The organism is Planotetraspora phitsanulokensis, assembly GCF_016863295.1.
Classification (GTDB): Bacteria; Actinomycetota; Actinomycetes; order Streptosporangiales; family Streptosporangiaceae; genus Planotetraspora; species Planotetraspora phitsanulokensis.
The window spans coordinates 1-13,653 of record NZ_BOOP01000020.1 but is presented as its reverse complement, the minus strand read 5'-3'; the positions used below and the strand labels follow the sequence as shown (position 1 = coordinate 13,653).

At 66.6% G+C, this 13,653-nt stretch carries 16 protein-coding genes and 1 tRNA gene; 10 read left to right on the top strand and 7 right to left on the bottom strand.

The features are described 5' to 3' along the window. The first annotated feature begins 9 nt into the window (after positions 1–9). The 6 genes from Pph01_RS21305 to Pph01_RS21280 all read left to right on the top strand — a co-directional run bounded on the left by Pph01_RS21305 (position 10) and on the right by Pph01_RS21280 (position 3,042). Entirely contained in the window at positions 10–417 is a 408-nt protein-coding gene (locus tag Pph01_RS21305) for a YjbQ family protein (RefSeq protein WP_204074895.1), read from the top strand. 138 nt (positions 418–555) lie between these two features. After that, positions 556–984, top strand: coding sequence for a DUF3052 domain-containing protein (locus tag Pph01_RS21300; protein WP_203884003.1), 429 nt, complete (start codon positions 556–558; stop codon positions 982–984). Between the two features lie 77 nt (positions 985–1,061). Next, the gene (locus tag Pph01_RS21295; protein ID WP_204074894.1) at positions 1,062–1,517 is read left to right on the top strand and encodes a peroxiredoxin; all 456 of its coding nucleotides are present in this window, start codon (positions 1,062–1,064) and stop codon (positions 1,515–1,517) included. Positions 1,518–1,639: 122 nt separating this feature from the next. Next, positions 1,640–1,969, top strand: coding sequence for a hypothetical protein (locus Pph01_RS21290; RefSeq protein ID WP_204074893.1), 330 nt, complete (start codon positions 1,640–1,642; stop codon positions 1,967–1,969). Positions 1,970–1,998: 29 nt separating this feature from the next. Further along, on the top strand, positions 1,999–2,955 hold the full coding sequence (locus Pph01_RS21285) for an ROK family protein (protein WP_239116892.1): 957 nt from the start codon (positions 1,999–2,001) through the stop codon (positions 2,953–2,955). Positions 2,956–2,970: 15 nt separating this feature from the next. Further along, a tRNA-Val gene (locus Pph01_RS21280) sits at positions 2,971–3,042 on the top strand. Between the two features lie 93 nt (positions 3,043–3,135). On the opposite strand, the gene Pph01_RS21275 is transcribed toward Pph01_RS21280, so the two are convergent. The 5 genes from Pph01_RS21275 to Pph01_RS21255 form a co-directional block, all read right to left on the bottom strand. Then, positions 3,136–3,468, bottom strand: a complete 333-nt coding sequence (locus tag Pph01_RS21275) for a tyrosine-type recombinase/integrase (RefSeq protein WP_204074892.1) — start codon at positions 3,466–3,468, stop codon at positions 3,136–3,138. 95 nt (positions 3,469–3,563) lie between these two features. Beyond that, positions 3,564–3,875, bottom strand: coding sequence for a barstar family protein (locus tag Pph01_RS21270; RefSeq protein ID WP_204074891.1), 312 nt, complete (start codon positions 3,873–3,875; stop codon positions 3,564–3,566). Between the two features lie 11 nt (positions 3,876–3,886). Then, the gene (locus Pph01_RS21265) at positions 3,887–4,285 is read right to left on the bottom strand and encodes an ankyrin repeat domain-containing protein (RefSeq protein ID WP_204074890.1); all 399 of its coding nucleotides are present in this window, start codon (positions 4,283–4,285) and stop codon (positions 3,887–3,889) included. Between the two features lie 370 nt (positions 4,286–4,655). After that, complete coding sequence (locus tag Pph01_RS21260; protein ID WP_204074889.1) at positions 4,656–5,063, bottom strand: YybH family protein; 408 nt, start codon at positions 5,061–5,063, stop codon at positions 4,656–4,658. Between the two features lie 33 nt (positions 5,064–5,096). Further along, positions 5,097–5,810, bottom strand: a complete 714-nt coding sequence (locus tag Pph01_RS21255; RefSeq protein ID WP_204074888.1) for an SDR family NAD(P)-dependent oxidoreductase — start codon at positions 5,808–5,810, stop codon at positions 5,097–5,099. Positions 5,811–6,681: 871 nt separating this feature from the next. Between Pph01_RS21255 and Pph01_RS21250 the strand changes: the two genes are divergently transcribed. Together Pph01_RS21250 and Pph01_RS21245 are read left to right on the top strand one after the other, a co-directional pair. Next, on the top strand, positions 6,682–7,221 hold the full coding sequence (locus tag Pph01_RS21250) for an RDD family protein (RefSeq protein WP_204074887.1): 540 nt from the start codon (positions 6,682–6,684) through the stop codon (positions 7,219–7,221). 11 nt (positions 7,222–7,232) lie between these two features. Next, entirely contained in the window at positions 7,233–7,523 is a 291-nt protein-coding gene (locus tag Pph01_RS21245) for a hypothetical protein (protein ID WP_204074886.1), read from the top strand. 349 nt (positions 7,524–7,872) lie between these two features. On the opposite strand, the gene Pph01_RS21240 is transcribed toward Pph01_RS21245, so the two are convergent. Then, positions 7,873–8,310, bottom strand: a complete 438-nt coding sequence (locus Pph01_RS21240; RefSeq protein WP_204074885.1) for a hypothetical protein — start codon at positions 8,308–8,310, stop codon at positions 7,873–7,875. A 315-nt stretch (positions 8,311–8,625) separates the two neighbouring features. Between Pph01_RS21240 and Pph01_RS21235 the strand changes: the two genes are divergently transcribed. Next, complete coding sequence (locus tag Pph01_RS21235) at positions 8,626–9,468, top strand: alpha/beta fold hydrolase (protein ID WP_204074884.1); 843 nt, start codon at positions 8,626–8,628, stop codon at positions 9,466–9,468. Between the two features lie 642 nt (positions 9,469–10,110). Here the strand turns inward: Pph01_RS21235 and Pph01_RS21230 are convergent. Beyond that, positions 10,111–11,094: a BtrH N-terminal domain-containing protein gene (locus tag Pph01_RS21230; RefSeq protein WP_204074883.1), complete on the bottom strand. Its 984-nt coding sequence runs from the start codon at positions 11,092–11,094 to the stop codon at positions 10,111–10,113. 564 nt (positions 11,095–11,658) lie between these two features. Between Pph01_RS21230 and Pph01_RS21225 the strand changes: the two genes are divergently transcribed. Then, complete coding sequence (locus Pph01_RS21225; protein WP_505866654.1) at positions 11,659–13,443, top strand: sigma-54-dependent Fis family transcriptional regulator; 1,785 nt, start codon at positions 11,659–11,661, stop codon at positions 13,441–13,443. The last annotated feature ends 210 nt before the right edge of the window (positions 13,444–13,653 follow it).

The following is a 13,653-nucleotide window of genomic DNA, read 5'->3' as shown; positions in this document are numbered from 1 at the left end:
TATCGCGCTGTGAAGTCGAGGGAGATCCAGGTGCGCACCGGCTCGCGCGAGCGGGTCCACGACCTCACCCAGGAGTGTGCGGATTTCGCGCGCGAATGCGGCGGAGACGGGCTGCTGCACGTGTTCGTGCCGCACGCGACGGCGGGTATCGCGGTGATCGAGCTCGGATCGGGCAGTGACGACGATCTGCTCGCCGCCCTCGGTGATCTGCTTCCCGCCGACGACCGCTGGCGGCATGCGCACGGATCTCGGGGGCATGGACGATCACATGTCATGCCCGCCTTCATTCCGCCGTACGCGACGGTCCCGGTGCTGGGCGGGGAGCTTGCGCTGGGGACCTGGCAGTCGGTCGCCATGGTCGATCTCAACGTGGACAACCCGAACAGGCGTGTTCGTTTGTCGTTTTTGTCCAATTAACAGATAACGGTGCGGGTCACCGGCCGTGGCGACCGTTGACGACGATGGGTCACAGCGTGTGGACTGTGCCGAAGCATGGCTCTCCGGAGCCGGACGACCGCACAAAAGAGCGGGGTCACCCAAGCAGGAGGGATGAACGTGAGCGCGACCGCGGGTCAGGCGCAAGGCGAGCGCGGCCTGGCCGAAAGACTCGGCCTCAAAGCCGGTCAGGTGGTGCAGGAAGTCGGCTGGGATGAGGACAGCGACGAGGCGCTGCGCCAGTCCATCGAGGAGCTGACCGGCAACGAGATGGTCGATGAGGACTACGAGGACGTCGTCGACGTCGTGCTGCTGTGGTGGCGCGACGAGGACGGCGACCTGTTCGACGCCCTCAGCGACGCGATGACCGCACTCGCAGACGGAGGCCAGATCTGGCTGCTGACCCCGAAGGCGGGTCGGGACGGCCATGTCGAGCCCAGTGACATCGGCGAGGACGCGGCGACCGCGGGACTGTCCCAGACGAGCAGCGTGAGTGCTGCCAGGGACTGGTCGGGGACCCGGCTCGTCGCTCCGAAGGCTCGCCGCTGAGCTACCCTGCCGTACGGCTCGGCTGTGCCGTACGGCAGGCACGGTGCGCGGACCCACGTCCCGGAGGACGGTTGTTCATGGCGGCAGAGGTCGGGGCGATGGCCCCGGACTTCCAGCTCAAAGATCAGCACGGCACCCCTGTCAGGCTTTCCGGCCTCAGGGGCAGGAGGATCGTGCTCGTCTTCTATCCCCTGGCGTTCAGTCGCGTCTGCCAGGGAGAGCTGTCGGCGATCCGCGACGAGTTCGTCGCCTCGGCGCCGGAGGACGTCCAGGTGCTGGCGGTCTCGGTCGACTCGATGTTCAGTCACCGGGTCTGGGCCGATCAGGAGGGGTTCACCTTCCCTCTGCTGTCCGACTTCTGGCCACACGGGGAGGTGGCCAGAATGTACGGCGTGTTCGACGAGGGAAAGGGTCTGGCGTTGCGGGGGACGTTCATCATCGACGCCGAGGGCGTCATCCGCTGGAAGATCGTCAATGAGATCGGCACAGCGAGGGATGTCGTCGAGTACCAGAAGGTGCTCGAGGGCATCTGATCAGCTCTTTGTGTGATTTATCGCGTCTTAACCACCCGGACCTTGTCTTCTCGACCTTGTTCGAGTTACCTGAGTCTTGTGCCCGGGTCTCCTGGCCTGGACTGCCTTTATGGGAGGCGAAAATGCCCTGCTACCGGTGCGGGGCCCGGCAGACAGACCCTGTCCGTGGCGCCAGCCCCTGGAAGCGCGGAGTCCGCGACGAGACGCAGGTCCTGATCTGCCCGGACTGCCAGCGCGCCCGCGACCTCGATCTCGACGCATGCCCCTCGTGCGGGTCCGTATCCCTGATCCGCCGCCTCGGCGAGGTCGAATGCCGCTCCTGCGGTTCCGTACGGCAGGCACGGCCCGACGAGCCGCACGTCGCCACGGCCAAGCCGGCCGGATTCTCCAGCGCGCCGGGGCTGCCCGCCGAGGTGGCGGCCGCCCTCGACCGGGTGCTCGGACGCTCGTGATCACAACTCGCACCTCAGGAGTAACGCACGTGGACTATGTCGTCGGGCTCGACGTCGGCGGCACGACGATGAAGGGTGGTCTGGTCACACGCGACGGCCGGGTGACGGCGCTCGAGGGACGGCCCACCGGCCGTGAAGAGGGTCCCCAGGCCGTCGTGGAGGCCGTCCGCGCCTACTCCGGTGAACTGGCCGAGCTCGGCACCTCCCGGTTCGGGGCTCCGCCCGCCGGCATCGGCCTCGCCGTGCCCGGCATCGTGACCGAGTCCACGGCTGTCTACTCCGCGAACATCGGCTGGCGGGACGTCCCGGCGTCCGAGTTCGTCCCCGAAGGCATTCCCACCCGGCTCGGCCACGACGTGCAGACGGGCGGGCTCGCCGAGAGCGTGCTCGGCGCCGGGCGCGAGGCCGACGACTTCCTGTTCCTGCCGATCGGCACGGGCATCGCCGGCGCCGTGATCATCAAGGGCGAGCCGTACGGCGGCGCACGCGGCTGGGGCGGCGAGATCGGCCACGCGCCGGTGTGGCCGACGGGGGAGAAGTGCGCCTGCGGCCAGATCGGCTGCCTGGAGACCTACGCCTCGGCCTCCGCCGTGGCCCGTCGCTTCGAGACCCGCACCGGCCGTACGGCGACCGCCAAGGAGGTCGTGTCCCTGGCGGCCGCCGGAGACGAGGCGGCCGCCCAGGTCTTCGGCGAGGCCATTGAGGCTTTGTCGATCTCGCTCGCGACGTACGTCCTGCTGCTCGATCCCTCGTTGATCGTGCTGGGCGGCGGGCTCGGGGAGGCGGGCCGGGCCCTGTCCGACCCTCTGGAGGAGCAACTGGCCGGACGGCTGGCGTTCCGCGAGCCGCCTCCGCTGCGTCAGGCCGACCTGGGCATGCGGGCCGGGATGCTCGGCGCGGCCCTGCTCGGATGGCGTGCGGCGGGGGTGTACGACGCGGGGCGCGGCTGGTCGCTCGATGTGCTGAGAAGTGGCCCTGTGTCGTAAGGTGTAGTCCCGTCCGGGCGGTTAGCTCAGCGGTAGAGCACTCGCCTTACAAGCGAGGGGTCACTGGTTCGAACCCAGTACCGCCCACCTGCGAAAAGAGCCCCGCCAGCGATCATGCTGCGGGGCTCTCGTGCCATTAGCGTGCCATTAGCTCTCGCGGTTGCGCGCTGCTGAAGATCCTTAGCTGCCGCGCGGACGGGCTTGTGTGATCGTGTCGTCCATGGCGTTGGCGATCTTGCGGTCGGCCTCGGCGGTGCTGTGTTGGTAGATCAACGCGGCGCGAACGGAGTCGTGTCCCATCCGCTCCATGAGATCGCGAAGGGTCGCGCCAGAGCCGGCCGCGATCGTGTTCCCGGTATGCCGGAGATCGTGGAAGTGGAGACCGGGAAAGCCGATCTTCCTTGTGTTCTCGTCCCACTTGGCCGCCCGTCGGAAGTTGCTGCGCCGCAGGATGCCGCCGCGCGCTCCGGTGAAGATCAGCGCGTCGTCTCGCCCGCCATCGACCCGGGACAAGCCGAGCAGCCCACAGGTAGGGGTCAAGGTCGTTCGTCTTGACTCCTACCTGTGGCCCGCTTCCCCTTCGGGCGGGTCGACGGCGGACGGGATGATCAGGCGGGCGGAGTGTGCGCGCCGCGCAATTCGAAGGTGAAGCGCTCGCGCCGGTTCCATTCCGCATCCTGTGCTTGAACGTGCGTGAGAATGCTGCAGATCTTGTCGAAGACCTCGGTTCCCAGGTTCGCTCTGCTCTCGTCCCAGTGGGTCCACACCAGCTCCACCGGCCGTTCTACGTCGGTGCTCAACCTGTCCCAAAGCGCGTCGAGGTTGTGCCCGTAGTAGGGACCGAAGTCCAGCGGCCCCGCCAGTAACCGGTGAAAATCAGCTTCCGACCTGACCTGCCGCCCATCCACGACCACGAGCATCCTGCCGCCTTTCACATGCGGGGTTCTGCTGGAGGAAGCTCAGGGCAGGGATTCGGCGCGGTGCGGCGAGCAATGTGGGCCTCAAGCAACCGGACAGCCAGCCCATGACGGTAGTGGAAAGCGAAGAGCCGCGGGATTGTTCCATCGGGGCCCGGGCGTTCGGGATCGGCCCCATAGGCCAGAAGCACAGCGGTGCATGAAGCGTCCAGCGGCTCTCCAGTTTGCGTTGCTCCGTCCGCCTCCATGTCGATCGCGTGCAGGAGCAGGGCCATGTTGGACCACACCTCGTCTGGGTCGGCACCAGCGTCGAGCAACCGGGTCAGCTCCCTCAGGTCGCCGTTCTCCACCGCGAGATGTGCCGGAGACATCGGCTCGTGAGCTGCCGCGTCATGTTCCATGATTGTGATCAAGGCAGAGGGTCTCCGTGCTGGGTAACGTATGTGCGAGTTGCGGGGCGGCTGGGGTGGGTGGCCATCCCGCCCGCCATCGACCCAGGCGAGCCCAGCAGCCCGTCTCCTCCGCCGCAAGCCCGGCTGTGGCCGTTGGCGTCCAATCACCGTGGAAGGCGAACAGGCGAAGGGACACGTCAAGCCGGGCTTGCACCTCCGTCGCCGGCCCGCTGCCGCTTCGCGGTCGGGTCGAGGCAGACGGGATGGACGGCAGGTGGTGTGGCGTGCGTCGACGCCCGCTTGCATGCTTCCCCTATGCAGTCTCGCCAGGGACGCCCGTTCGGCCCGGGGGTGACAGATGCGAACGTCGTTCGATGTCCGGTCTCGGCCGCTACTGGCCGTCGGGGTCTTCCCCGGTGGTGTCCTGGTCGAGCTTGGAGACCTGGTAGAAGGCGATGGCCCAGCCGGTTCCGGTCCGTTTCAGCAGGATGCTGAGGTAGACGTTGATCGTGGGGCGGTCGGTGAAGGAGAAGTCGACGCTCAGGTATCCGAGGACGAGGTCGTCGGAGAGGCGCCTGGTCTCCAGGACCCGGTACTCGGCGGTCAGGCCGGGGGGCTGGGAGTCGTAGTAGGCGGCGATGCCGGGACGTCCGATGCTGTAGGGGTGCATTCCCTGGAAGATGGCGTCGTCGGTGAAGTGGGCGGCCACCTGGTCGGGCTGGTGCTTGTCGACGGCGACCTTCCAGCCGTCGAGGACGCCGCGCAGGATCGTCTCGCTGTCCGCGGTGTTCTGGTTCATGGTGGTACTCCCGGAAGGAGTGGGTGGGCGTGGTCAGTGGCCGGCGCTCATGCCGCCGTCCACGTGGAGGATCTCGCCGGTGACGAACGGCGCGTTCTCCAGGTAGACGACCGCCTCGACGATGTCGTGGATCTCGCCCATGCGGCCGACGGGCTGCAGGTCGGCGAGGAACTGGTGGGTCTGCGGGTCGTGCATCGGGGTGCGGGTGGTGCCTGGAGAGACGGCGTTGGCCCGGATGCCGCGAGTGGCGTACTCGATGGCGAGGGACTTGGTGGCGGATTGCAGGCCGCCCTTGGTCAGCGCGGCGAGGACGGACGGGACTCGGGAGTCGGGGTTGTCGACGATGCTGGCGGTGATGTTGACGATGTGCCCGCCGCCCTGGGCGAGCATCTGGCCGACGGCGAGCTGGGTGAGGTGGAAGAAGCCCGCCAGGTTGATCCTGGTTACGGTGGCGTAATCCTCGGCGGTGTAGTCGGTGAACGGCTTGGCGACGTAGACGCCCGCGTTGTTGACCAGGGTGTCGACGCGGCCGAACCGCTCGACGGCCGCGGAGATCACCCGTTCGGCGGTGGCCGGGTCGGCGATGTCGCCCTGGACCGCGAGGACGCCCGCGTCCTCGGCGGGGGGGATGGTGCGCGAGGTGGCGACGACCGCGTGGCCGAGCTTGCGGTAGGCCTCGACCAGGCCGGCGCCGATGCCCTGCGAGGCCCCGGTGATGACGGCAACCTTCTGATTCTGCATGCTCATGACATACCTCCGGATGTTCGACCGAGCGCGAGCACGGGCTCAGTGATGGGATGGGATTCCTCGACCTCGGCTGCCGCCGCCGGTCGACTAATTGCCCTCTGTTCGTGTCGCGACCCCGTCGTTGTCTTACGTCTGGGCGGACCACCAGCTCGATGCCGAGGCGCATGCACCACTTAGCACGAGCTGACACCCCAGACGATTACGGGGCAAAGGTTGCTGGACGCGGCACTAGATCACGTGCCAGATGCGTGCCAGATTGAACGGCGATCAGCGGGGACTGACGGGGAGTCACGGGGACTCGACCAGCCCTGAGCTGCACCCCCTGTTTCCCAGCTCAGAGGGGGTAGATCAGTAGCCGATTCCCAAGCTGACAGTCCAGGCGAAGGACCTCGTCAAGGGCTTGCGCCGGGCGGATCTGCTTGCGGTAGACGGTCTCGGTGACGAGCCACCGGACAGGCGGCAGCAGCCGACGGCGGAGGCCCATCCGTCGCCTTCGTCGTCCTGAACCGGCAGTGCTCCGCGCCGACTCAAGAGGCGCCGACCGTTCGGATGGCCATTTCAGTGACGAGACTGAGTCTCCGGTCGACCGCGCCATGCAGGAACTCATACGGCTAGCGGGAAATCCGGATCGTCCAGATAAGAGTGGCTTGACCGGCACCGGATGCCTCAGGATGGCGGCATGACCGAGCCCCCCGGCGAACAACCTGCCCCTCCCAATCCACCACCCGGCGCCGGATACCCTCCTTTGGGCCCGTCGACCGGCGCGCACCCTTACGCCACCGGCCCCCAGTGGCCTGGGTATGCGCCGCCCGGCTATCCGCCGGTTGGTCAGTGGCCACCGCCAGGCCCGCCGGTTGCGTTCCGCCGGCCGGTGGGCGACCCGACGCTCGCCGAGTGGTGGGAGCGGCTTCTCGCCAGGTTGATCGACGGCACGATCCTCAGCGTCATCATCTCACCGGCCTACGTGCTCCTGGTGTTCTCGATCTCCGACGACTTCCTCGCGATCATGCGGCGGTCGGCCGAGGGCCGTCTCGTCGATGTGCAGGATCTCCTGGCGTTGGAGGTGACGACGCTCAAGTGGGGGTTCCTGATGGCGCCCATCGCGGCCGTCCTGTACTTCGTCTACGACGGGATCCAGCACGCGGTATGGGGTCGCACTCTGGGCAAGCGCCTGCTGAAGATCGAGGTGATCGCCATGTCCACGCGCGTGCGCGTCACCCGCGGCGCGGCCTGGCGCAGGGCGGCGGTCTACGCCCTGCCTCCGGCGGTGCCGATCATCGGAAGCCTCTTCGCGCTCGCGAACGGCCTCTGGTTGTTCCAGGACCCGATGGCACGGCAGTGCCTGCATGACAAGGCGGCGGGGACCGTCGTGGTGAAGGCCCGCGGACCCGGGACGACGACCCCGGTCTGAAACGGCTGGGCTTGATCCGGATCCAGGCCGGCGACGAGGCGCAGGCTGCCCATGTACGGCTGCTCGCCTTCGCGCGGAAGCCGTCATGGGAGACGACTGAGGCGCGCCTACGATGGCACGTCATGGGCCTCGGCAAAGGGAAGACGGAGCACGCCGGCGCGCGTGACATGAGCCGCAAGCATGGACACTGGGGGTTCACCGAAGAGGCGAAGGCTTGGGCCAGCAGAGCTCGCCGACGCGATGAGAAGCAGGACCTGCAGGCTGCCTTCACTGAGTTGGCGGACGAGGAGCCGACTGAGTGACTATCCGAGTGACAATCGCCATGGACGAGCCTGGACGCCGCTAGACGGCAGTGGACTGTCTAACCAGGTCAGGACTGGTGTGCGTGCTGATCCCGTCCCTTCTCGGCTTGACTTACAAGCGAGGGTCACTGGTTCGAACCCAGTACCGCCCACCTGCGAAAACAGCCCCGCCAGCGATCATGCTGCGGGGCTCTCGTGCCATTAGCTGCTGCGAACGATCTAGTTCCGGTGACTCTGCAGTTTCACCGGGTTACTGCCGCCCTCGCTGCTGGAGGGGTGGCTCTGTCGGTGCAACGGGTCGTGGTGTGCCGACGCCCATAAGGGGGCAGCCTGGCGAATTTCGTAGAACCTAGGGGATCCGAGTCTCGCTGACCGCCACGAGCAATTCGATGGGCAACTCCGGGTCGCTTTGGCCGACGGCGAGTGCGACCCACCGGCCGACTTCCAGGTGCCGCCAGATGAGCATCTCGCCGCTGAGCTGGCAGAGCTGGTTCATCGGCTCCGGAGTTGGGCCCTCGCTCCACGGATAAGGCCCCAGATCGATCGCCTCGGGCCCACCCCACCGCACCGTCAAGGCGTCTACCAGCGATTGAAGGGTCGCATCGATCTCCGCCTGGGCCGTCTCGACGATTTCCTCGCTGCGGTCGTTCCAAAAGTCCTGGCTGGCTTGTAGGACACACACGTGATAGCTCGGCCCGGTGGAGCGGAACCCCACATGTGTGTCCTTCCCAGGGAAGGGAAGCGTGAGCAGGCCGTCGACGATGGCAAGTCGATCTTCCGCAACCATGCCATGACACTAGTGATCCGGTGAAGGCATGCCGCATCGCGTCAGTGACCACTCGACTCGGGCAGGATCGCTTGCGTGATCTTGCCGTCCATGGCGTTGGTGATCTTGCGGTCGGCATCGGCGGAGGTCTTCGTCTCGAACGCGCTTCATGTGTGAGCGATGAGTTTGGGCGGGGGATCGGGTCTACTCCGGCATGACTCAAATCATCGCGGACATCTCGGTCTCCCTCGACGGCTTCGTCACCGGGCCTGACCCCGGCCCAGACAACGGTCTGGGCATTGGCGATACCAGCTGGTGATGCGAAAGGAGCTCCGAATGCGGATCAACGTTAACAAGGCCGAGCTTTGCGTCGAGACCTTCGGTGACCCGGGGGACCCGCCGGTGCTGCTCATCGGCGTCACCATGCTGAGCTGGCCGGACGAGCTGTGCACGGCGCTGGCCGGGCGCTATGTGGTGCGTTATGACCTGCGAGATGCCGGCCAGTCGACGTTCGTCGATCCGGACGCGCCCGCGTACGACCTGCGTGATCTGGTGACCGACGCGGCGGAGCTGCTGGTGGCGCTGGAGCTGGCGGGGACGCACGTGGTCGGGCTCGGCGTCGGCGGCTTCGTCGCGCAGCTGCTCGCGCTGGACCATCCTGACCAGGTCGCGTCGCTGACGCTGATCTCCACCCGGCCGGTCGCTCCTGGTCCGGTGGATCCCGACCTGCCCGACCACGCGCCTGAGTTGATGGCGGAGCTGTTCGGCCGTCCGGAGCCGGACTGGACCGATCGCGACAGCGTCATCGACTACATGACCGCCACCGCGAGGCTGATGTCTGGCTCGCGAGGATTCGACGAGGCGGACACGCGCACGGGTGCCGGGTTGGTCTTCGACAGGGCGGGGCGGACGGCGAAGGCGCAGCGTGCCAGCCACCTGGGTAGCATGTTCGCCGCCATCGACTGCCAGCCGCGGTGGCGTGAGCGATTGGGCAAGATTGCCGTGCCGACGCTGGTGGTGCATGGCGATGAGGATCCGTTCTTCCCGTCCGGGAACGGCGTGGCGCTGGCCGAGAAGATCCCCGGCGCCGCACTGCTCACGCTGCGCGGCATCGGCCAGGGTCTGCCACGGACAACCTGGCCGGTGGTGGTGGATGCACTCCTGCGCCACACATCCTGATAGGTGCAGGATGCAAGCCCCAAATCCATGCCTCCGGCGGGGGCACTCCAGCCTCCGGGATGATCGCCACTCACCTCGGCTCAGGTGACGGCCCGTGGACGCAACCCATCCCGTTCGCCATCAACAGGGACAAGCCGAGCGGGCGGGGCGACGGCGGACGGGATGATCAGGGAGGCGAGGTATGCGCGCCGCGCACGGAAGCCGGGTCACCGGCTGATCGTCGTGCAATTAGCGTGCAATTAGACAGGGTGACGAGGGGCCGACCACGGTCACTCACGACCAGCCCGAAGCCCAGGTCAGCGGTCCTACGAGCCGTGATCCATACACTTCCCAAGCTGACAGCGCGGGGTTTGGTTTCCGCGGCCACTGCTTACTGGGAAAAGCTCTCCGCGGGCGGGACGGTTACGATGCCCATGCAGAAGCAGGTCTGGGGCGATGAGTTCGGCATGTGCGTAGACAAATTCGGCGTGCCGTGGATGGTCAATATCAGCCAGCCGCAGATTTAGCAGCTCCGGGATACAGGCCAGGCAGTTGCCGGCGGCCAACGACGCGAGGTCACCGCGAGGAACGACCCGATGGTGCACCACAGCGAGGCCACCGCGTGACTCAGGCCATACCCGTACAGCCGGCCTTCCCTTTGAGCTACAACTGACGCAGCACCTGCATGGCGTCCTTCTCGAGACGCGAAAGATCGTGGAGGATGACGCCGGCCTGTTCCAGGTACTTCGCGTCGCCGCTCTCTCCAGCCTTCGCGATCAAGGTGGACACGTCCGTCCACAGGACGGCGGCCTCGGCGTACAGCCTGTGACCGGCGCGGAGGTTGCCGTCGTCGATTAGTCGGGTGCACTCGTCGAGGAAGTCGCGATAGAGGGTGCGAAACAGGGCACCGCCGGTGCCGCCCTTCTCCATGAGGAGGGCGGCCTGCGGCAGGTCCTGCTGCGGCTCGCCGGCGTGTAGCAGCCATCTGGGCACCTGCTTGCCGGCTTTGTCGATGCCGCGGTGGCCCAGGTTCGTGATGGGAGCGGCGAGGAAGGCGTCGGCGCAGCATTTGATGGCGGGGATGATTTGGTCCTGCCAGGAAAGCGGGTGAGCTGGCAGGGTGATGGTGAAGGATCGGTTCCTGGCGGTCATCGGGCCGCGTTCGGCCCGTGCCATGGCGAGGCTGGCCCGGCTGGTGCGCACCGATCCTCCCTGCTGGTCGGTGTCCACGAGGTAGACGTCGTGCTCGTCGTAGCCGTACATGGCGACGACATGACCGCCGAAGTGCACCTTGGAGCGGAAATAGTCCAGGTGGTAGCAGTCGAGTTGGAGGCCGACCGGCCGACCGGCGTCGATGGGGGCGGCCACGTTCTCCCACGCTTTGCGTGGTGAGGTGGTCTCCTCGGTCATCAACGTCAGCCCCAGCCTGGCGGCCAGGTTCCTGGTGAGGTCGAAAGGCTTGACGCGGCCTCCGAGAAAGGGCAACGCCATGCCCTTGCTGTCCCAATAGATGAAGGACAGGCCCGAGCCCAGCCCGAACAGCATGGGCTCGGACAGATCAAGTCCCTCATGCCGCAACAGCACCCCCAGCGCCGTCGTCTCGCAGTGGTGCATACCGCAGGCCTCGATGTCCTTCACGATGGTCATGCGTCGCTCTCCTGCTGACGCGGCGAACGGTCACACCGTCCCCGTCCCTGACACCTTCATGATCAACCATTGGGGACCGCTGGGAGTAGCATGAGGCCTCCCATAGTGGGAGAGTCCAGCCGCACGAAAAGCCCGTTCGACATTTAATGCCAGGGGCCATAGGGCGCAGCCGGTCGATCTGGACAGCGCCGGCCGGTCAGGCGCATCGATGGGCGCGTGTCACTCACAGACGAACGCTGATGATCGCCTTCTCGGATGATCGTTACAGCTAGTTTTTGTAACGGAAAGTGTTGGACGCTAGTGTAGTGGACACAATCGTCCAATCTCGTCAGTGCAGCGGCTGTTCGTGGAGTTGTGCAGTCAGCTTGGCTTATCCCTCGCATTCGAGGTGATGTACACACCCAGCGAGACCATCGGGCTCCACACCCTTCCGGTAGACCTCAAGGGGTGCTGCTCAGACCGGACGGAACAGGGCGTTGAGGTGATGCGGACGCCCGGGTGGCATGCGTTTCCTAGCGATCGACGTGCGATGCAGGTGTTCCGACTCGGGAGAAGTATCCGCAAATGATCCATCATGTCTGTTTTGGGGAGGCTGGCCCGCTCTACAGCGGAGGGGTGACTGAGTACATCGCCCGGGCACGCGAGTGTTTCTTACAAAGCGGCACCGTGCCAGTGATGCAGGTGCGCCCCGCCATCGTGGAGTCGTGGCGCCGTTCTCGCTTGTCCGGAGTGAGCAACGACGACCTCGACCCGCCGTACTTCGAAGATCTCGACACCGAAGGACGGCTCGCGCGCGCCGCGACGCCGGTGCTGGAACGGCTGGAGCAGACGCTGCTGGATGCCCCGGCGAGCCTGATCCTCACCGATGCTCAGGGCCGGATCCTGGATCGCCGCGTGAACCACGGGTCCTTCAGGCGGCACCTCGACGCCATCCGGCTGGCTCCCGGGTTCGGCTACGCCGAGGAGCAGGTGGGCACCAACGCTATCGGGACCGCGCGTGAGACGCGGCAAATCACTTTCGTGGGCGGAAGCGAGCACTTCACCGCACCGTTGCACGCAATGGCGTGTGCCACCGCTCCGATCACCGACTCGCTTACCGGGAGGCTGGCGGGCCTTGTGGACATAACTTGCCGGTCGCCCGGCGACGGCCCGGTGATGTCCGCTGTGGTGTGCAGCGCTGCCAGGGATATCGAACGGCGGCTGGTGGAGCTCGGCTCCGAGCGCGAGCGGACACTGCTGGGGGAGTTCATGGCCGCCGACCGCCACGGCGGTCAGGCGATCGTCGCCGTCGCCGACGATCTGACGATGACGAATCGTCGGGCCGCCGACCTGCTCGAGCCTTCTGACCACGCGATCCTGCGGGACAAGGTGGCCGAGCTGTTGCGCGCGGGCGGGAAGCACGCCTCCAGTCTTGTTCTGTCCGGTGGTGAGCAGGTCACGATTCGCTGCAACCCCGTCGAGGCGAACAGCGCCGTGGTGAAGATCTCCCTCACGGACGGCCACCGGTCGACGCCCCGACCGCGGACACGACCCGCCGATCTGAAGCTGGCCGGCACTTCGACGGTATTCGCCAATGTCTGCGCCGACCTGGCGATGCACCGTCAGACGTATACACAGGTGCTCCTGGAGGGCGAGCCGGGAGTGGGCAAGGTGGCGCTCGCCAGAGCCGTCCATTACCGGTACTCGCCGGAGCGACCGTTCATTGTGATTGAGTCCGACGCCGACGTGGCCAGCCGGTGCCGGGCGGCTCTCGGCGCCCCTGGAGGCACCGTGGTCCTGCGCCATGTGGAATCGTTCGCGGACGACGCACGCGCAGCGGTGATGGACTGGCTGGATACGATCGCCGAAGACGCGGATCGAGTCTGGGTGGTCGCCACCACCGACATCGGCGCCGAACTCCCCGAGGACCTGCCTGGCAGGCTGCCGGCGACGCTCACCGTGCCGCCGCTGCGCCACCGCATCGAGGATGTACAGGAGTTGGTGCCTGCGCTGCTGAGCACCTTCACCCCAGGCCGGTCGGTCTCGTGCGGCCCGGCGGCCATGCGGGTGCTCCTCCGCTCGACCTGGCCCGGCAACGTCACCGAGCTCGCCCAGGCTCTCCGTCACACCCTGGCCCGACGGCGGGTCGGGCAGATCCAGCCCGAGGACCTTCCGGAGTCGTGTCACGCCACTGGGAGCCACGTCCTCACCCGATGGGAGACGATCGAGCGCGACGCGATCATACGTGTGCTGCTGGAGACGCATGGCGACAAGGCTGCGGCGGCCGACCTGCTCGGCATCTCACGGGCCACCATCTACCGCCGGATCAACGCGTACGGCATCACAACAGCTGAAACACGCTCAGAATGAGACATCTCGCACCCGGCTAATCGGGTTGTTTGGCTGTATGAAGACAACGTCTCAACTAGGTGTTCACTCAGACCCTCGGCTGACGAGCGCGCCAGCTCGCGCGTGACGTGTCGCTGGACTCGCAACAGATCCTTCAGAGCCTGACATCGGCAAGGATCATCGCCTAGATCTGGGATTGCACGAGTGTGCGAACCGTAGCTGGTTTGCCCC